This is a genomic window from Corynebacterium sp. HMSC073B01, from assembly GCF_001838255.1.
Taxonomy (GTDB): domain Bacteria; phylum Actinomycetota; class Actinomycetes; order Mycobacteriales; family Mycobacteriaceae; genus Corynebacterium; species Corynebacterium jeikeium_D.
In genome coordinates, this window is the sequence record NZ_KV836137.1 from 115,428 (window position 1) to 134,261 (window position 18,834).

Sequence of the window (18,834 nt, forward strand, 5' to 3'; positions counted from 1 at the left end):
CGGCTTTTAATCAGCGGTGTTGTCGGTGTTGTCATCTGCACCGCCACCGGAAAGCACCGAGCAGCACGCCACGATCGTCAGCGCCGCCGTCAGCAGTAACTGAAGCGGCCAGCCGGCACCGGCGTAGTCATCCTTTGGCCATGGGTTCGCCGCCAGCACCAAGCCCGCAATCGACATCGTCGCAGCAAGTGCCACAATTAGTCCGTTTCGCACGTTCAGCCATGGCTTGACGACGTCCCCACGCTTCCGTGCCCAGAAAACCGCACCAAGGGTAGCGGCAACCACCACGAGGGCAACGACCACGCCAGGCCAGCTGGATACCAGGGTCACTGTCGCGGCAGCCGCAATGCCAATAGCCGCCCGCGGCAAGTCCTTGCTCAGCGAAGATGCGGGAATCGGGGTGGTGAGAGCGAATCGTCGCCAAGCGAAAGCCAGCCCCACAGCGACCAGCGCGTACACGGCTGCGAGTGCGCCGCCTGCGAGGATTCCAGTACGCCAGGTCTGCTGCGGTGGATAGGTCAGCTCGACGGCACCACCAATTCCAGCCGGAATCGTCCAACCCTGCTGCCAACCAGAGACCGTTACCGGCTTCATGGCGGCACCTCCGACACGAAGTTCGTGGCCAGCATTGACAGAGATTGGCAGCCACACGATGCGATCGTGGTCGGCAGCCTCAATGGGATTGTTCAGGTCGATTGGCGTGACCTTCTGCTGCTCAGCTGACGGCGCAAAGTAGTCAGTCGAGGTGAGCGACACCCAATCGGACTTGGCATCGATGCGCCATGGCCCCGGCGAGAGCTCAATCTCTTCACCACAGGTCAGCTCGCGGTGATCAGAACCGTCACCTCGTTGGAGGCTGGCCCACGGGTCTCCGATGCTGCTGCGGCAGGTATCAGCATCGACCTTCACCTTTACCGGCTTCGGAACGGTGAACAGGCGCACCAGCGTGCCCTCGTGAATCTCCTGGCCAAAGACCCAACGCTGAGCCAGCGACGAGGAATTCGGTACCACCGGGACACGAACCGGCGTGAGGTCCTCCGCTATATCCTCGGCGGAAAGTTCCGCCTCTTCATCGGAATCGGGGTTGCTGGATTCGAATGCGTCGAAGCCGGTATCCCGCTTTGGAATCACCAGTCCTAGCTCGGAGATAGCAAAGCCCACAGGAGCAATCTTTGCTGTGATGAGCACAGATGTGGTCTTGCCGCCGGGCAGCGGAATGCGGGTCGTCTCACCCGGGACCAACTGTACGGAGCTGGAAGCTGTATCGGTCTGGATGCGCAGTTGCGCCGGAACGCGAGCACCGGTCAGGCTGAGCACTGCGTTATCGGTCGGTTCCTTCCACGACAGCTTGACCCACTCAGCCTGACTCTTGCCTGCCAGGGGTTCCCACCAGGTGGAGGTGTCGCCGTCGAGCATTGCGTTGACCGAGTGGTCAGCCGATGCACCACCGACGTTGTATGGCTCAGAGGCCGACGATGAAACCTCAATTGTGGCGCGACCCGTTGCTGTCTGGGTTAGCGGCAGTCCCGCGACGGGGTAGTCCGGAACGAGGTTGCGGACATATGAGTCCTCGTCTTCGGCCAGGATTGCCGACTCCGCTCCGACGACTTCACCATAGTTGCGGCCGCGGCGTGCGGGAGTGTCGGTGACAGTGCCGGCGTTCTTACCGGACAGGATGCGCACCGGGGCATCGGAATCGACCTCATCAAGCCGCGGGAGCACTTCAGGACCACCGGCGACCAGCGGCACCTGTGTAGTGTCCACCAACCGCGGCGAAAGGGCGTGATTGCGCAGCTCCTTCGGGCCCGCGCCCCAAATCTGGATAGCGGTATGGCCGTCCTCGTCCGTGAACTCCGCCACCTTTTCCATGGTCGGGGAGTCCTGCAGCGTGGAGGTGATGGCGCGCAGCGAATCGCCCCTCGAGGTAACTCTCAAGTCGTGGCGGACCAGCACATAGCCGATGCCATTGTTGCGCAGGGTGGCATCCAGTGCCGGTACCTCGCGGCCCCGAGTCAGCGAATCGCGCAGACCATCGAGGCCGCGAATCGCCTCTGGGGGCACTAGTGGCACGGTATCGCGGACGGCCCAAGGCACGTCGGCAAGCGGCTGGAGCGGTTCGTCGCGAGTATTGCCCCATGTCTGATCAGCAAACGGCGATGATGGCACCACCAGCGTGCGGGTGTCCTCGCCCTGCTCATTCAGCCAGTCGGCAGCTTCGTGCCAGTAGCCCGGAACCTCGGAAAAACCGCCTGCCGGAGCGAGGCGGGCGCTCCACGCAGGGGCGGTGGCACTGGCGATAACCACCAGAACCAGCATCGATGCGATAGCGCGCGGGTGCTTCTCAGGGTGCAGCCACTGCTGCCAGCCAGTGGCTGCTGAATCGCTCGGCGACTGGTCAGCGCGCTCGTTCTTGTGCTCGTTCGCCGGCTCTCGCCACGGCCATGGCAGCTGGGCTGTCGCATGAGCGAAGCCGATAACAAGTGGCAGGCGCACAATTGTGTCGAATTTGTGCAGGTTGCGTACTGCTGCGAGCGTGGAATCGAGCACCTCTCGAGCCGATTCCCACACCAGCCCGAATGGCTCCGTCCAGGCCGCCACGATGACAAGCCCGATGAGCAGCATCATCAGCCACATCCGACGCAGCGGCAGTGAGCGCATGACCAAGCCAAGCAGACCAATCGCCGCTACGGCCAGAGTGGCGTAAATGAGAATGGGCTCCGCGACCAGCGCATTTCCGCCCACTCGCTCGAAAGAGACAAACGGGGTCCACGAAGTGGAGCCGCGGAGCGTCTCGCCGAGACTCAACCAACGAGTGGTCACGCCGGAGGACTCGATGTAGTCCGTAAACGGTGGTGAGTACTTGCCCAGCAGCAGTAGTGGCACAATCCACCACATGCTGACCGCTGCACACGCAGCCAGCCAACCGCCGAGCATCGCCCACGCACGCCCGCGGCGAGGCCCCGTAAAAGCGAAGAAGAGCAGCATCAGACCTGCGGGGATGCAAGCCGCAGCTGTACTGACCGCATTGACCGCGCCAGTGCACAGTACCGCTAGACCGGACAGCAATACGGCACGGGCAGTCGCACGCCAGGGCAGTTCCTCGCGCCGGGCCGCGACCCGTAGGAGCGGAAGCAGAATCCACGGTGCCAGCGCTACGGGCCAGGTCTCGGACGAAATCGCGCCCAACGTCGTAATCACACGCGGCGACAACGCGTACAATAACGCCGCCAGTACGCGAGAGGTATGCGTGCCGACGCCTATAGCTTCGGCCACGCGATATGCGCCGGTAAAAGCCAAGCAGAGAGTAAGGCTCCACCACAGCGCCTGGATCAGCCAGCCGGGCGCTAGGACATCGGGCAGCAAGCTGAACAGCGCGAAGAATGCGCCCTGCGGAAAGAGATAGCCATATGCCTGGTTTTGGAGCTGTCCCAGTGGCATGGTGTCTGACCACATGTTGAGCGAGGCGGACAAAAACCCGATGGGGTCTTCTGTCAGGTCGTGCTTTGTGTCAGCGACAGTCTTGCCGGGGGACTGGATGAATGCCAGCAGGCACAGCAAAACCCACCAAGGTACAAGCACGCGCTTACGCGCTCGAACAAAGGTGGGCATAGCGTTAAAGGAGGGTTAGCGTTAAGGGCTTAACGCTGACCGTACTCGACACCGCCAAGCAGAGCGTCATCGGTGGAAACAGCCTGTGCTTCCGGAATTCGGTCTTCGGTCAGAGCCTGGCCGATGCCGAAGATAGCGGCACCACCGAGAAGGGCGCCAATGAGCGCCGAGGCCAGGGCAGGGCCAACGCTACGACGCTGCTCGGAATCAGTTTCGTATGCCATGTTGAGGACTCCTCGTGTGCATTAAGTCAATACTGTTTATAAAACTACACTCTGTGACATCTGTAAACCAGTGGAACAGCTGGGAATCTCTCCCTGCCTTGAATTTTGGGTGGTTTCAGCGGTCATTGAGTTTTCTTAGTTGAGAGATTAACCCATTTTCTATCAGCTAAGTAAGTTTTTAAAAATTTTCTAGAAATTATTCCTTTTCCCCCGGAACGACAAGGACCGGGCGGCCAGCATTCTTCAGCAACGCGTCAGAGGTCGAGGCGGTAAACAGACCACGCAAACCAGTCACACCGCGAGTGCCGGAGATAATCACGCCCGCATCGAGGTCGTGAGCTGCATCGACGATGGCCGACCAGATAGTAGTTTCGGTCTCTACCAAGTAAGGCTCGGCGACGAAGCCGGCCTCAGCGGCAATCTGCACACCCTCACGGCAAATACGAACAGCCTCGTCGTGTGCCGGATCGCCGTCTTCAGTAGTGGCATCCCAGTCGGGCTGCATCATGCCGGAGGCGCCAGCAGTGCGAGCAGCAGCACGCTGTAGAGGCTCCCAGGCAGTCAGAATGTAGGCCTTCTTAACGCGCAGCAGTTTTCCGGCGTAGGCCAGCGCCCGCTTGGCTTCGTCGGAGCCGTCATAGGCAATGAGCATGGAATCAGAAATCGGTTCAACCATTTTCAGTTCAATCCTTACGTCAGAGATAGCCGAAAGACTGTCAATAGATACAGAAAAAGAGATGTCGCTGTAGTCCAGGATAGGACAACAGCGACATCGAGTACGTCAATCTTTAAAGCTACTCCGAACGAGCGGCTTGAATCAGATAGAGAGTCATTAACAGAAAGCGGTAACGTCCACTGTTATGGCAGCAGAACAAAATCCAGGGCAACCTCAATCAAAAGTTCCTGGGTCCTCGAAGAACGCCATTGCACTCGGCGTCCCCGTCCTTGTCATAGCCGTAATCGTTGCGGCGCTGAACTTGCGACCGAGTATCGCGTCGATCGGTCCGGTGCTCGATCAGCTCCTCTCCGACCTCGGCGCATCCTCCGCCTTTGGTGGTCTGATTACGGCCATTCCGGGGCTCGCGTTTTTCGCGATTGGGTTGTCCGCGGTGTCCGTCGGCAAGCGGATGGGCTTAAGCGGCGCGCTTACACTGTCTGCGACGTTGCTATTTGTCGGCCTTGCGGTGCGCCCGTGGGTGAGCAGCATCTGGCTATTGCTGTTGTTTACTGCGTTATCGGTTGCGGGCATTGCGCTGGGAAATGTGCTGCTACCTGCGTGGATTAAGGTGCACGGTGGTCGCCATACGGTCGTGCTGATGATGCTGTACTCCAGCATGCTCGCCCTCGGCGGTGGACTGGGGCCAGCGACGGCATTTTTGATTAGCGATTCTCCCGAGACATCTGCAGGTGGTATCGAAATGTGGCGCTGGGCGCTTGCCGCATGGGCAATCACCGCCCTGGTGCAGCTCGTCGTGTGGTTGCCGCTGCGTGCACGCATCGGATTCGACTACCCGAAGGCGCCGGTCAGTGCCTCGGCAAGCACACCAATCTGGAAGTCACCGACAGCCATTGCACTGGCAGTTTTCTTCGGCGTGCAGTCGATGAACGCCTACGTGCTCATGGGCTGGATGCCGAAAATGCTTATCGACGCAGGTATCAGCGTAAACATAGCCACTGCAGCGTCCATGATTGTTCAAGGGTTGGGCATCATCGGCGGACTGCTGATGCCGCCGCTGATTGCACGGCTCCGCACCATGTCCTACGTTGCCTTTGTTCTCGGCTGCCTTTTCTTCCTCGGGTATGCGTTGATGATTCTGATCGACCAGCGGGGAGCGGCGGAAACTGGTGTGGGGTATGCGATTGGCGCTGCGTTCCTGCTGGGTGTGGGTGGTTTTTGTTTCCCCATGGCCATCGCACTGATTCCGGGCCGCACGCGCAGTCACGAGCTGACCGCGCGACTGTCCGGCTTCGTGCAGCCAATCGGCTACGTTTTCTCCGCAGTCGGGCCCCTCCTGGTAGGCGTAGCCGCCGGAACCGCGGAAACATGGACACCGATTCTGGTCGTGCTGCTTGGCACCACGGTGGTGCTAGCAGTGCTTGGGTTGATTGTCGGTCGGCCAACGTACATTGATGACGAACTGGCCGACCGTGGTATCGGCGAAAAGAAGCCGGGACGTATTCAGCTCGACTGAATTTAGGGGAGTTAGCTCCACTGTATTTGGACACGGGCCAACTTAGCTTTGAAACTATGACAAAGAAAAAGAATTTAATCGCGCTGGCCTGGAGTTTTATTCTCGGACTGCTGTTCATTCCGGGATTGATTGTCTCCGCTTTTCTTCTGCCCTGGATTCCGCTCATTGGCCGCGGTGCCGATTGGCTCTCCCGGTGGGCAGCATCGTGGTCCGGCACCCCAATCGCCAACCGCGTGACCAATCGCTGGTTCGACATCCGCAACTTCGTCAACCTGCTCGTGCAGTTGGCCATTGGCTTTGTCACCTTCACAGCGTGGGTCGGCGGCGGGTTCACTGTCGGAGTGCTCTTCGCTGCACCATTCCTGGTTGATGAAGTGCAGTTTTTCAGCTGGACTCTGACTGACCCCACACAGAAAATCGGGGTTGCCTGGGTTTTCGCCATCGTCTTTTTGGTGCTGACCATCGCCATCAACCTCGGTGCTGGCCTGCTGTCCATTTGGCTCTCTCGCGTCATCCTCGCACCATCCAGTGAGGAAGTCAGCCAGTCCCGCGATGTGCTCATCGACTCTTTCTCAGGCGAGCGCCGTCGCATTGAGCGCGAGCTTCACGACGGTCCACAGCAACACCTGACCGCCTTGAAACTCAACATCGCTGCTGCTCGCATGGGTAAGACTGAAGAAGAAGTAGCCGAGGCACTCTCCGCCGCCGACCGCAATGCAACGCAGGCTCTTGCGCAGCTGCGCTCCGTGGTGCTTGGCGTTGCCCCGCCAGTGCTTTTCGAAAATGGCCTAGTCGCAGCAGTAGAGGAATTGGCAGCGCACTCTGGCATGGAGGTTTCTGTTCGTGAGGACGGTGTCTCCGACTTCGGCCCGATTGATGAAACCACAGCGCTGCTCGCTTACCACTGCGCAGCGGAGGGGCTGACCAACGCCACCAAGCATGGCCATGCCGATCGAGCTGATATCACTCTCGCGGTTCAGACTCCGAAGAAGGCGCTCGTGTCCCATCTGGGTACGCTTACGGTCACTGTGCGCGACAATGGCGAAGGCCTGGAAAAACCAACGAGTGCAGACGCTGTAGACGTCGTAAAGCATGACAGTGGAACCGGCATTGCGGGCCTGCGCGAACGGGCGGCAGCGCTCGGTGGAACCGTGGAACTCACCAACGCCGACGGTGGAGCCCAATTGCTGCTGGAACTGCCGATTCGCCAAGGAAGGACGCGATGAAAGTACTGCTGGCAGAGGACTCCGTACTCTTGCGCGAGGGGCTGACCGGCCTGCTGCGGGCGCTGGGGCACGAGGTTGTCGCCGTCGGCGATGCAGATCAGCTGCTCGCCACCGCCGAAGAGCAGGCGTTCGATGTCATCGTCACCGATGTCCGGATGCCGCCGAACATGCGTGACGACGGACTGCTCGCGGTCTCCACACTTCGCCAGGTCAACCCCGACCAGCCGGTTGTCGTGCTCAGCCAATACGTGGCGGCCAGCTACCTGGATTGCCTGCTGCAGCATGGTGGCTTTGGGTACTTGCTGAAAGAACGTGTCTCAGATGTCGAGCACTTCGTCGCAGTACTGGAAGAGGTCCGCGGCGGCGGTACCGTGGTCGATCCTGAAGTGGTTTCGACGCTACTGGCCGCAAAGCAGGACGGCATCGCCGAGCTGACTCCACGTGAGCGCGAAGTGCTCGACCTGATGGCGCAGGGGCTCAGTAATAAGGAAATGGAAAAACGCCTGGTACTAACCGCAGGCGCTGTGAGTAAACATGTGGCGAATGTGTTTTTAAAGCTCGGCTTCCAACCGGAAGATAACAACCGTCGTGTCAAAGCAGTGTTGCGGTGGCTGAGATATACCGCGCCATCGCCGTCGGCTTAGGTTGTACTGCGCAAAAGCGTTACTCGGATGTGCTAATCGGAGTTGTTTGGTTGTTGTGGCACCGCGGGATGTAGCCGAAAAGCAGCGGAAACAAAAATGAGGCTCAGCTTGACGCTGAGCCTCATTGGCGGAGCCGATGACGGGAATCGAACCCGCGCCGCCTGCTTGGGAAGCAGGAGTTCTACCATTGAACTACATCGGCACACAGTAGGCGGAATGATTAAAAGCACGCCACGGGATTGGCACAGTAGGTGTGGCATGCAGGCAATCAGTCGCCCTCTGTAACTTCAATGTAGCACTCTCGATTCGTGTCGAAAAAATTGGTCTTGAAGACCCTCTGTCCGTCTTTTCGGGTTAAGCGCTGATCTCCTTGTAGGACCTTATCCAGTCCTTCCCGGGGGATTCAGTGCGGGCATATCCTGCAACCCGCACACGCTGTGCATTACAGAGCGGTTAAGCTGGTCTATGTGTTGCTCTCAGATCGTGATATTCGTGCCGCTATCGATGCCGAAGGCTCCGGCCATCTCGGCATTGATCCTTTTGACCCGAAGATGATTCAGCCTTCGTCCATCGACGTGCGTCTGGACAAGTTCTTCCGAGTTTTTAACAACTCGCAGTACACGCACATCGATCCGAAGTTGCCGCAGGAAGAACTGACGTCCCCGCACGAGGTTCCAGAAGGGCAGCCCTTCATTCTTCACCCGGGCGAGTTCGTCCTGGCATCGACCCTGGAGTACTTCACTATTCCTCCGCACCTGGCAGGCCGCCTGGAAGGTAAGTCTTCGCTGGGGCGTCTGGGCCTGGCAACGCACTCGACCGCCGGCTTTATTGACCCAGGGTTTTCAGGCCACATCACGCTGGAGCTATCCAATGTGGCGAACTTGCCTATCGCACTGTGGCCGAACATGAAGGTCGGCCAGCTGGCACTGTTCAAGATGTCCTCGCCGGCAGAGGTGCCTTACGGTTCCGGCAAGCTCGGTTCGAAGTATCAGGGGCAGCGCGGCCCGACGCCGTCGCGTGCTTACCTGAACTTCCGCGATGAGGAATAAGGCACCTGAAACTCGGGATATGAACTCGGAATATAAATGAATTGTGAATAGCCCCGAGTGAATTCTCGGTGAAGAAATGGAAACAATTGTTCAATAAAGAGTTTTCGCAGGTGAAAAGCCTAAATATGGGCCTTTAGTTCACACCATTTAAGGGTTAAATCGGCTTGATGGCCTTTTATCTTTCGATAAATAATAGCCCTTATGCGTATTACGGTTATTGGTACGGGTTACCTTGGCGCCACTCATGCCGCGGCGATGGCGGAGTTAGGTCACGAGGTTCTCGGCGTAGATGTTGATCCCGCCAAGATTGAGGCATTGTCCGCAGGCCAAGTTCCTTTCTTTGAGCCTGGCTTGCCCGAACTGCTAAAGAAGCACGTTGAGTCGGGGCGACTACGTTTCACCACTAACTACGACGAAGCCGTTGAATTTGCGAACGTCCACTTCGTAGGTGTCGGAACTCCGCAGGTTAAGGGCTCGTACGCCGCCGATGTTCGCTATGTGGACGCAGCTATTACCGAATTGGCTAAGCGCGTCGTCGGCAAGCATTTAGTGTTTGGTAAGTCCACTGTGCCCGTCGGTACCGCACCGCGCCTGCAGGAGCTGGCTGCGAAGATGATCGGTGAGCGCGCCGCAGCCGGTGATGAGCAGTTGAAGAACACCAGCCTCGAGATCGCCTGGAATCCGGAGTTCCTGCGCGAGGGCTTCGCGGTAAAGGACACCCTGGAGCCGGACCGTGTGGTGCTGGGCACCCAGAAGCCGGGCATGATCCTCAATGGTGCTGGTCAGGAGGTCGAGTCAATCGCTGAGGACAGCCTGCGCGAGTGCTTCGGTCCTATCTTCGAGCGCGAGACGCCGCTTATCGTCGCGGACACTGCCACCGCAGAGCTGGTGAAGGTGTCGGCGAACGCATTCCTCGCCACCAAGATTTCCTTCATCAACGCGGTCTCTGAAATCTGTGAGGTCACAGGTGCGGATATCACTACGCTTGCCGACGCCATCGGTATGGATGCCCGAATTGGCCGCCGCTTCCTCAACGCGGGTCTGGGCTTCGGCGGCGGTTGCCTGCCGAAGGATATCCGCGCATTCATGGCCCGCGCCGGTGAGCTGGGCGTTGACCAGGCGCTGACCTTCCTGCGTGAGGTCGATGCGATTAACATGCGTCGCCGTGAAAAGACCGTTGACCTGGTGCGTGGTAGCTTCGGCGGCTCGCTGCTCGGCCACACCGTGACCGTGCTGGGTGCGGCTTTCAAGCCGAACTCTGACGATGTGCGTGACTCCCCGGCGCTGTCGATTGCTGGTTCGCTGTCTCTGGCGGGCGCTTCGGTGAGTGTTTATGACCCGCAGGCCATGGAGAACGCCAAGAAGAATTTCCCGACCTTGGAGTACGCACCGAGCATCGAAGCTGCCCTGGAAGGCACGGAGATGGTTGTCGTCGCCACCGAGTGGCAGCAGTTCCGCGACATCGACCCGGTGGCTGCGAAGAAGCTGGTCAAGCGTGCAGCAGTGCTCGACGGCCGCAACTGCCTGCCAGCCGACCAGTGGCGTGCCGCAGGCTGGGATGTCACCTGCCTCGGCCGCGGCTAAATGCTAGCCGCCCTCGAGCGCTTCGGAAACTTCATACCCTCCGGGGCCACGGTATAGGCGGCGATGAGGGTGGTAATCGGCACTGCGAGTACCAAAGCCACCGCACCGATGGTGGAACGCAGCAGCTCTGTGGCCACGACATCGGAGGTCAACGACTGCATCAGCGGCCGGTCGGAGACGCTTAACAAAATCGATAGCGGTAGTGCGGTGCCGAGGTACGCCAGTACCAGTGTGTAGACCATCGACGCGATGTGATCGCGACCGACGCGCATTGCCGAGCGGAAGACCTCCATAGGCCGCGACCGCGGAGCTGCTTCGTAAAGCTCCTGGACGGTCGATGCCTGGGCGATGGTGACGTCGTTAAGCACGCCCAACGCGCCGATGATGAATCCCGCCAGAAGCAGACCTGTGACGGAGACGTCAGGCAGGTAAAGCTGAATGAGCAGGTTGTCCTCGTTGCCGAGACCACGTAGCTGTGACGTGGAGATTGCGAGGTTGGCCAGGCCCGCCGCCAACACCATCGTGGTGAGTGTTCCCGCCAGTGCGGAAGCTGACTTCCAATTGATGCCATGTACGAGGAAGAGCACCGGGAAGAGGATCGCCGCGCCCGCCGTGATGGCTAAGGCCACAGGATCGCCACCGCGTAGCAGTGCCGGAACCAGGAATCCCATCACTGCGGCCAGCGTGATGCCAAGACCAATGAGGCTCAAGACTCCGCGAGTCATGCCGACGAGGATGATGAGCAGCACCGCTGCGCCGAGCCACATCCAGATGGTCGTGGTGCGATCCATGTCCAGGAAGGTGTAGGTGTTGCCGATGCTAGCGGTGTCGACAACCTGATCGGGCGCGAGGTCGACGACATTAGTGTCGGTGGCAGGAGCAGGAGCTTCGGGGGCAGCGGGGGCAGCGGGGGCTTCTGCGTCGGATTCAGGTGCTGGTTCCTGCTCCGGGGCTGGAGCTGGTGCCGGAGCCTCTGCATCAGGAGCAGGCTCACCCTCTGCGCCCTCAGGGGCAGGCGCGGGAACAACGCCGGGAGCCGGTGTCATCAACCCCGGATCCGGCACGGCACCATTGTCGACAGCTCCGGTACCGGCCGCGTTTGGACGGTGAATTGCCAGGACGACCTTGTCGCCCTCCGCCAGCTCGATTTCTCCGGGCAGGCCGGATGCCTCCAGAAGCGTCTTCTTGCCCTCGTCTGGGCCCGAGGTCAGCTCAATGACCGAGAGCTGGCATTTCGGCGCCGCGGGGTCATTGAGGGAGGCCGCCAGTCCTGGCCGCGGCTGGTCATCGAAGACGCGTCCGTTGTCAGGCGAATTGCACGCGCCGACGCTGTGCTTTACGACGGTTCCCTTGACCGTCTCTGCAGCTGACGTCTGTGACTGCAGGAATCCCGGCCCTGGGCTCGGAGCTTCACCCGATGGCCAGAGCCCAATCACTGCGAGGAAAGTGGCAATACCAGCAACTGTAAGAACTGTGGCCAGTAAGCGACGTGCTCTTGTGGGGTTGTGCCGCGGTTTCGTTGGTTTTGGTTTGGCTTGTGCAGGTTCGTTTTGCCGTACCGGTGCTGGTTTTGAATGTGCGGCTGGTTCTGCATGTCGTGCTGGGGCAGCCGAGGTTGCAGAGTTGGGTTGATTCGCGGTATTGACAGCCCGGAACCGGCCGGTAGAGGAGCCGCTGTTCGAGTTCTTCAGTACGTCGAGATGCGCGCCTATGTCGGAACCCGCAGCAATGCGAAAAGGTTGCTGGTTGTCAGAGTTCATTGAATCTTTTGAATGCCTGCCCACCCTTAATAACCTAATAGCTGCACCAGCACCGGAAGGCGTACCGCCATTCCGGCGCGCCGAGCCGTGGTCATCAGCGCTATGGCCCACCTATCGATGCAATACTCACTCATCGATGCGCTCCAGTGTGTCCATAAGTGAATAGCGCATCGATATGTGAGAAGGGCAGAACCAGTAGCGTGCGCAACCTTAAGTACTGCTATTGCTTGTAGCTGACCAGGAAGTTGCCCAGGCGCTCGATAGCTTCCTTCAGGTCGCGTGCCCACGGCAGGGTGACAATCCGGAAGTGATCCGGCGTCGGGTAGTTGAAGCCAGAGCCGCCGACCATCAGGATCTTCTCTTCACGCAGGATGTCGAGCATCAGCTTCTCGTCATCGTGAATTTCGTAGACGTTCGGATCCAGCTTCGGGAATGCGTACATTGCTCCCATCGGCTTCACGCAGCTTACGCCCGGAATTGAGGTCAGTCCCTCGTAGGCGACATTGCGCTGCTCCAGCAGGCGACCGCCTGGCAAGATCAAGTCCTCGATGGACTGGTAGCCGCCGAGTGCCACCTGAATGCCGTGTTGAGCAGGGACATTCGGGCATAGACGGGTGCTGGCCAGCAAGTTGATGCCCTCGATAAAGCCCTCTGCGTGGCGCTTCGGGCCAGTCAGCACCATCCAGCCCGCGCGGTAACCGGCCACACGGTAGGTCTTGGACAAGCCGTTGAAGGTGATACAGAGCAAATCCGGGGCCAAGGAGGCAGTGGAAATGTGCTCTGCATCGTCGTAGAGGATGCGGTCGTAGATTTCGTCGGAAAGCAGCAGGAGCGAGTGCTCACGAGCGATATCCACGATGGCTTCGAGTGTCTGGCGTGTGTAGACCGCGCCGGTCGGATTGTTCGGGTTGATGATGACAATCGCCTTCGTGCGATCCGTCACCTTCGAGCGAATGTCTTCGACATCCGGGGCCCAGTTATTCTCCTCATCGCACGTGTAGTGGACGGCCTTGCCGCCGGCGAGGGTGGTTGCTGCAGTCCAGAGCGGGTAATCCGGAGCTGGAATGAGGACCTCATCGCCCTCGTTGAGCAGCGCCTGCGTGGTGATGGAAATCAGCTCGGAGACGCCGTTGCCCAGCCAGACGTCGTTGACGTCGAAACGGGGGAAGTCCGGGTCCATCTCATAGCGCGTGACGACGGCACGGCGTGCGGAGTAAATACCCTTGGACTCGGAATAGCCCTGTGCGTGGGGGAGAGCGCGGACCATGTCCTGCACGATGGTGTCAGGTGCATCAAAGCCGAACTTCGCCGGATTGCCAGTGTTGAGCATCATGATGCGGTGGCCGTCGGCCTCCATCTGCTCGGCGAGAGTAGTCACCGGACCGCGAATGTCGTAGAGGACGTTCTGCAGCTTGGAGGATTGGTCCAGTGTCTTCAGTGGAGTGCGGCGAGGTGCCCTGATGTTTCCACGACGGGCGGCAACACGGGCAGCACGGGACTGCTCGGCCTGAGCGGCCTGCGCAGCCTGAGCGTCCTGCGTTGTCTCGTTGGTGGTTTCGGTGCCCTGGGAAGTGTCTTTACTGGAACTCACCTGTCTAAGCATGCCACTTTTTTGCTCCCGCACCATGCTTTTCTCACAGCGGGGGCAGATTAATTGCACATTAATTGCGCAAAAGCGCCCTGCATGAGGATGCAGGACGCTTTACTGGGTTGCGGGCAGCTGGGGTTCTGGCTGCTAGTTACTGCTTAACTGCGGAGCCGTCGATCTGCAGGGAAATCTCGTTGCCAAGGAGCAGGCCGCCAGTCTTAATAGGAGCGTTGTAATCGATGCCGAAATCGGTGCGGTCAATCTTGGTGGCTGCCTCGAAGCCAACGCGAGTCTGCCCCCATGGGTCTTCAGCGGAGCCGAAAATGTCGACATCCAGGGTGACCGGCTTGATGATGCCGTTGATGGTCAGGTCGCCGGTAACGGTGGCCTTTTCTTCGCTCTGGAGCTCGATAGCGGTGGAAACGAATTCGAAGGTTGGGTTTTCGTCGGTGCCGAAGAAGTCCTTCGAGCGCAGGTGGTTGTCGCGCTCTTCATTGTTGGTGTTGATGGAGTTCGCCTGAATGGTCGCCTTTGCCGTGGAATTCTCCGGCTTGTCGGCATCAAAATTAATAACGGACTCAAACTCAGTGAACTGACCGTGGACCTTAGTGATCATTGCGTGACGAACGGTGAATCCAACGGTGGAGTGCTGTGCATCAAGAACGTAGTTGCCAGACTGAAGAGCCATAGTGAATCTCCTAAAAGTTAAAAGTATCTCGAATGTTTCGAAGTATTTTTGTCCGCCGGAACCAACTTCCGGTGTTGACGTGTCAACGATAACTCTAGATGTGATGATGTGTCAACAAATTTCAAAGAAAATGCCGAATATTTTTTAGAAGCGCACATCCGGTCGGGCGATCGGTTCGGGGTTTTGTCATGGCTGGGCGAGGCTCCTTTGGTTGGAGGCGGTTCATATGGAGTCGTTTTAAGTGCTTATGCCCAGCATAACAGGCGTTGACATGTCAACAACCGCTATTTAGGATTGAGAATTATGCAATTCGGAATTTTTACAATTGGCGACGTCACAAAAGATCCCACGACTGGACAAATCCCTACTGAACATGAGCGAGTTAAGGCAACTGTCGCCCTAGCGAAGAAGGCCGAAGAGGTCGGCCTCGATGTATTTGCTACTGGCCAGCACCACAATCCACCGTTTGTGGCACCGGCGAATCCGCCGATTTTATTAGCCAACCTCGCAGCACAGACCGAAAATCTGATTCTGTCGACTTCGACAACGCTGATTACCACCACCGACCCCGTGCGCATCGCCGAGGATTACGCCTACCTCCAGCACCTTTCCGAAGGTCGCATTGATCTCATGATGGGCCGCGGCAACACCGGGCCTGTTTATCCGTGGTTTGGCAAGGATATTCGCAAGGGAATTCCGCTGGCCATCGAGAACTATCACCTGCTGCGCACTCTTTGGCGTGAGGAGAATGTGGATTGGCAAGGTCAATTCCGCACTCCGCTGCAGTCCTTTACGTCCACACCGCGCCCGCTCGACGGTGTAGCACCTTTCGTGTGGCACGGCTCAATCCGCTCCACTGAGATTGCTGAGCAGGCCGCCTTCTATGGGGACGGCTTCTTCCATAACCACATTTTCTGGAATATCGAGCACACCACAGCCATGGTCAACCTCTACCGCCAGCGCTTTGAGCACTACGGTCATGGTGCTGCTGATCAGGCAATCGTCGGGCTTGGCGGTCAGGTCTTCGCCGCTGAGACGGAGAAGAAGGCCAAGGAGATTTTCCGCCCATACTTCGACAATGCCCCGGTCTATGGACATGGGCCATCTCTGGAAGAATTCGAGAACATCACTCCACTGACCGTCGGCACGCCTGAGCAAATTATCGAACGTTACCTGGGCTATGCAGATGCCGTTGGCGACTACCAGCGACAGCTCTTCCTCATCGACCACGCCGGCCTGCCGCTGGAAATGGCGTTGGAGCAGGTTGAAATCCTGGGAACCGAAATCGTTCCGGTCCTGCGTGAAGAGTTTGAGCGCCGCCGCCCGGCGCACGTGCCTTCCGACCCGCCGACGCATGCCTCGCTGGTTGCCGAAGGCGTAGATTCCCCGCACCTTCTCGTCCGCCCGGCTGAAAGGAATCAGCAGTGAAAAAGCTCGTCGTCGTAAGTGCTGGTGTTTCCGATCCATCAACCACGCGCATCCTTGCCGACCGCATCGCGGAGGCCGTCGAGGCGCAGGTCTCCAAGCGTGGCGAGGGGCTCCAAATTGAGTACGTCGAGCTGCGCGAACTCGCTGTCAGCCTCGGCACTGTGATGTCCACAGGGCTTTACGACGAAAAATTGCGCGCCGCCCTCGAGACTGTCAGCGGTGCTGATGGATTGATTGCCGCGACCCCGGTGTTCGCAGCGTCTTACTCGGGGTTGTTCAAGATGTTTTTCGACGCCCTGGATAAGGATGCGCTGACTTCTATGCCGGTCATTATTGCTGCGACGGCTGGCACAGCACGACATTCGTTGGTGCTGGAGTATGCGATGCGTCCGCTGTTTAGCTACCTGCGCGGCACGGTTATGCCGACTGCTGTATTTGCAGCCACTGAGGACTTTGGTGCTGGCGATGGTGCCGGAAATGGCGCCGGCGGAGTGTCCGGCGCGGAGATGAACAATCGCGTCGTGCGTGCAGCTCGTGAGCTTGCCGAGTACCTTGTCGGTGTTCGCTCGGCAGTAGTCGGTTTTGGTCCAGATTTTGGGAACGAAGCTGAAGAAAAGGGTGCAGCGCATTCAGCGGGCGGGGCCAGCGAGGGGAATCAGGGTGCCAGCGCGCCGAACAGGCGACGCAGTACAAACACGCGGGTGGATACTAACGTCACGGATTTTGCCACGCTGCTAGAGGGGCTCGACGGTACCGCGAAGTAGCCGTGCGCTCACGTGAAGGGAGGGCAGGGGAGGGCGGCGTCAGCGCTCTTTAGCGGCACCACGGCAGGTTGTAGTAGTCGCAAGAGAAGGTATCGGAAAGAGCGTATTCCTTAACCTGCAGGTCGTCGCTGCTGGTCGTAGCTGTCGGTGCTGCGGTAGCGGCCGGGGCGCCGGTCAGCGCGCCCAGGGAAAGTGCTGCGGATGCAATGGTGGTAGCAAGAACAGAAGTGCGTCGAAACATTAGGTAGTACTCCGAAAGATATCTGCCTCGGCAAAGTGTCAGGGCTTTGTGGACTGCCGGACTTCGCCAGTGATTAATAAAGAAATCATAACTATTTAATCAAGAGTGTGAAGTGTGGAGGTCTCTCTACCTGCCCGCGCCTGGGGGTGGCCATTCGGCTACTCTCTGGTGTCTTTATGTAGGTGGGCTAGTGGCCGAAATGTTGATTGTCTAGTACCAAGTGGCCGACCGAGGCATTTTTGAATTGGTTCAAAAGGTGTAGTTCTAATGCGTTTAAATTGATCGCCGAAATCTTATTGTGGCGCCCATAATCGCTGGTCAGGGTCAATTAGATGTCGTATTTTCGCGTGGCAGAAATCGGTGAGATTCCATTTTTACTATGTGGATAATTGCTGCGGCCGTCGTAAAGCCAGTCGAAAATTTTCCATTACAAAACGCTGAATTTCGACTTACCTTTGCAGGTGTCAGTTCAAGTATTTCCTTACGAGTTGCTCGTCACATCCTGAAAGGATTTCGCCGTGAAGAAGACCCTGCTCTCCGGCTCCATTGCAGCCCTGGTTACCATGTCCTCGCTGGCTGTCGCCCCGATGGCCGAAGCTGCCCCAGCCCCTACCCCGGGCACCGTCGGTGGCACCTGCTCCGTTGAAGGCCAGTCCGGCCAGTCCCTGAAGATCACCGGCTCGAAGTTCGAGGTCGAAGGTACTGCGACTGTCGCTAACTACGGCGACACCGACCTGCCGCTGACCCAGACCCTGAAGGAGGGCAAGACCAAGTCCTGGAATGTCGGCGGTTCGGTCGACTTCGACCTGCTCAAGCTCTTCCATGTCACCTTTAGCGCCGGCTACCAGTCCACTCAGACCTGGGAAGTTGGCCAGACCCTCGGCCCGTACCCAGTCAAGCCTGGCTACACCGGTGTTCTGGAGTATGGCTTCCTGAACCAGTCCTTCGAAGGTACTCACCTGACCTGTAAGGGCGGAAAGTGGATCGACGCAGGTCGTCCGTACTGGGGCACCATCCCGAAGGAGCGCCACATTCGCGTTTCCATGCGCGCCAACGAAGCTGATCGCTCCGTCGACGGTGCTGCTCCGGCACAGGTCAAGGAGTACGCCGTCTAAGACGGGCTGAGCCTCTTTAAGACCTCGAAGCAGAAGGAAGTTTCTCCATGTTGAGCCTGAAAAAGAAGGCCCTGGCCTGCGCGGTGATGGGTGCAAGTCTTCTTGCACCAGGCATCGTTGGACAGGCCGCGGCGACCCCGCTGACCCAGACCCCTGACCAGGATGAGCACCACACCGGTTTCACCAATACGGATAAATGTGACCCGGTCAAGGATGCCAAGCGTCACCCCTGGGAACAGTGGATTACCGACGAATGGGACCGCTACAACGGCACTAACTCATTCACCAACCGCACTGACCGCCCTATTCAGTACACCCTCGAGGTGACAGAGGGAGTCAACGAGTCTGTGAAGGCCATGAGCTCCGGAAATATGTGGGACGTGTTCCTCCACGGGGTGAAGAACAAGTACGGCATCGTCGAGGTCAGTCAGTGGTCGGTTGGCGACAAGCTGGGCCCGGTGACCGTCAACCCCGGTGAGACCGTTCGCGCAGACTACGGCGTGCACATGAAGTCCTTCATTGGCCGTGTTCGCACCTGTGACCAGAAGACCGGCCTGTGGCGCGGTGAGCCCTACTTCGGTGAGTACAACGGCAAGGGGCCGTCGACTCGCTTCGTGGTCTGGCACAAGACCACCAAGGAGGGCGAGCACCGTCAGCAGTGGGCGCCTGTCAGCGGTAACTCCGGTGACGGCGGCCCGGCATCCGCCACGATTAACGACTAG

The 18,834-nt window shown here is 58.8% G+C and carries 16 protein-coding genes and 1 tRNA gene; 9 read left to right on the forward strand and 8 right to left on the reverse strand.

Translation table 11 applies throughout. From position 1 onward, the window contains the following. Positions 1 to 6 precede the first annotated feature (6 nt). From HMPREF2849_RS00995 to HMPREF2849_RS01005, 3 genes are all read right to left on the reverse strand, one after another. Positions 7 to 3,609, reverse strand: coding sequence for an alpha-(1->3)-arabinofuranosyltransferase domain-containing protein (locus tag HMPREF2849_RS00995; protein WP_070862474.1), 3,603 nt, complete (start codon positions 3,607 to 3,609; stop codon positions 7 to 9). A gap of 29 nt (positions 3,610 to 3,638) precedes the next feature. Further along, a complete protein-coding gene (locus HMPREF2849_RS01000; RefSeq protein ID WP_005510537.1) occupies positions 3,639 to 3,833 on the reverse strand; it encodes a DUF2613 domain-containing protein in 195 nt (64 codons plus the stop codon). A gap of 196 nt (positions 3,834 to 4,029) precedes the next feature. Beyond that, entirely contained in the window at positions 4,030 to 4,509 is a 480-nt protein-coding gene (locus HMPREF2849_RS01005; protein ID WP_005510532.1) for a universal stress protein, read from the reverse strand. Positions 4,510 to 4,693: 184 nt separating this feature from the next. Here HMPREF2849_RS01005 and HMPREF2849_RS01010 point away from each other — a divergent pair, with 184 nt between their 5' ends. The 3 genes from HMPREF2849_RS01010 to HMPREF2849_RS01020 are packed head-to-tail and all read left to right on the forward strand — an operon-like array spanning position 4,694 to position 7,895. Further along, entirely contained in the window at positions 4,694 to 6,025 is a 1,332-nt protein-coding gene (locus HMPREF2849_RS01010; protein WP_049193191.1) for an MFS transporter, read from the forward strand. Between the two features lie 56 nt (positions 6,026 to 6,081). Beyond that, entirely contained in the window at positions 6,082 to 7,251 is a 1,170-nt protein-coding gene (locus HMPREF2849_RS01015) for a sensor histidine kinase (protein WP_070566712.1), read from the forward strand. Then, the gene (locus HMPREF2849_RS01020; protein WP_070862475.1) at positions 7,248 to 7,895 is read left to right on the forward strand and encodes a response regulator transcription factor; all 648 of its coding nucleotides are present in this window, start codon (positions 7,248 to 7,250) and stop codon (positions 7,893 to 7,895) included. Before HMPREF2849_RS01015 ends, HMPREF2849_RS01020 begins: the two co-directional genes overlap by 4 nt. Positions 7,896 to 8,026: 131 nt before the next feature. On the opposite strand, the gene HMPREF2849_RS01025 is transcribed toward HMPREF2849_RS01020, so the two are convergent. Beyond that, positions 8,027 to 8,097: transfer RNA gene (locus HMPREF2849_RS01025), tRNA-Gly, on the reverse strand. A 265-nt stretch (positions 8,098 to 8,362) separates the two neighbouring features. Between HMPREF2849_RS01025 and dcd the strand changes: the two genes are divergently transcribed. Together dcd and HMPREF2849_RS01035 are read left to right on the forward strand one after the other, a co-directional pair. Further along, positions 8,363 to 8,944 (forward strand): dCTP deaminase, encoded by a 582-nt coding sequence (gene dcd / locus HMPREF2849_RS01030; protein ID WP_005511764.1) that lies wholly within the window; start codon positions 8,363 to 8,365, stop codon positions 8,942 to 8,944. 201 nt (positions 8,945 to 9,145) lie between these two features. Next, positions 9,146 to 10,528, forward strand: coding sequence for a UDP-glucose dehydrogenase family protein (locus HMPREF2849_RS01035; protein ID WP_070602390.1), 1,383 nt, complete (start codon positions 9,146 to 9,148; stop codon positions 10,526 to 10,528). Here the strand turns inward: HMPREF2849_RS01035 and HMPREF2849_RS01040 are convergent. The 3 genes from HMPREF2849_RS01040 to HMPREF2849_RS01050 all read right to left on the reverse strand — a co-directional run bounded on the left by HMPREF2849_RS01040 (position 10,525) and on the right by HMPREF2849_RS01050 (position 14,564). Next, a complete protein-coding gene (locus HMPREF2849_RS01040) occupies positions 10,525 to 11,964 on the reverse strand; it encodes a YibE/F family protein (protein WP_070862476.1) in 1,440 nt (479 codons plus the stop codon). The two genes, HMPREF2849_RS01035 and HMPREF2849_RS01040, sit on opposite strands and share 4 nt — an antisense overlap. 544 nt (positions 11,965 to 12,508) lie before the next feature. Continuing rightward, a complete protein-coding gene (locus tag HMPREF2849_RS01045; protein ID WP_370449407.1) occupies positions 12,509 to 13,879 on the reverse strand; it encodes a pyridoxal phosphate-dependent aminotransferase in 1,371 nt (456 codons plus the stop codon). Between the two features lie 148 nt (positions 13,880 to 14,027). Continuing rightward, positions 14,028 to 14,564, reverse strand: coding sequence for a YceI family protein (locus HMPREF2849_RS01050; protein WP_070595697.1), 537 nt, complete (start codon positions 14,562 to 14,564; stop codon positions 14,028 to 14,030). Positions 14,565 to 14,867: 303 nt separating this feature from the next. Here HMPREF2849_RS01050 and HMPREF2849_RS01055 point away from each other — a divergent pair, with 303 nt between their 5' ends. Together HMPREF2849_RS01055 and HMPREF2849_RS01060 are read left to right on the forward strand one after the other, a co-directional pair. Then, a complete protein-coding gene (locus HMPREF2849_RS01055; RefSeq protein WP_070862477.1) occupies positions 14,868 to 15,992 on the forward strand; it encodes a CE1758 family FMN-dependent luciferase-like monooxygenase in 1,125 nt (374 codons plus the stop codon). Further along, entirely contained in the window at positions 15,989 to 16,756 is a 768-nt protein-coding gene (locus HMPREF2849_RS01060; protein WP_070862478.1) for an FMN reductase, read from the forward strand. The genes HMPREF2849_RS01055 and HMPREF2849_RS01060 overlap by 4 nt, the downstream gene beginning before the upstream one ends. Before the next feature lie 49 nt (positions 16,757 to 16,805). On the opposite strand, the gene HMPREF2849_RS01065 is transcribed toward HMPREF2849_RS01060, so the two are convergent. Next, the gene (locus HMPREF2849_RS01065; protein WP_048734418.1) at positions 16,806 to 16,997 is read right to left on the reverse strand and encodes a hypothetical protein; all 192 of its coding nucleotides are present in this window, start codon (positions 16,995 to 16,997) and stop codon (positions 16,806 to 16,808) included. 518 nt (positions 16,998 to 17,515) lie between these two features. On the opposite strand from HMPREF2849_RS01065, the gene HMPREF2849_RS01070 reads away from it, so the two are divergent. Then, positions 17,516 to 18,112 carry a hypothetical protein gene (locus tag HMPREF2849_RS01070; RefSeq protein WP_048734421.1) on the forward strand — a complete coding sequence of 199 codons (597 nt, stop codon included), beginning with the start codon at positions 17,516 to 17,518 and terminating at the stop codon, positions 18,110 to 18,112. A 47-nt stretch (positions 18,113 to 18,159) separates the two neighbouring features. Next, positions 18,160 to 18,834 carry a hypothetical protein gene (locus HMPREF2849_RS01075; protein ID WP_005511744.1) on the forward strand — a complete coding sequence of 225 codons (675 nt, stop codon included), beginning with the start codon at positions 18,160 to 18,162 and terminating at the stop codon, positions 18,832 to 18,834.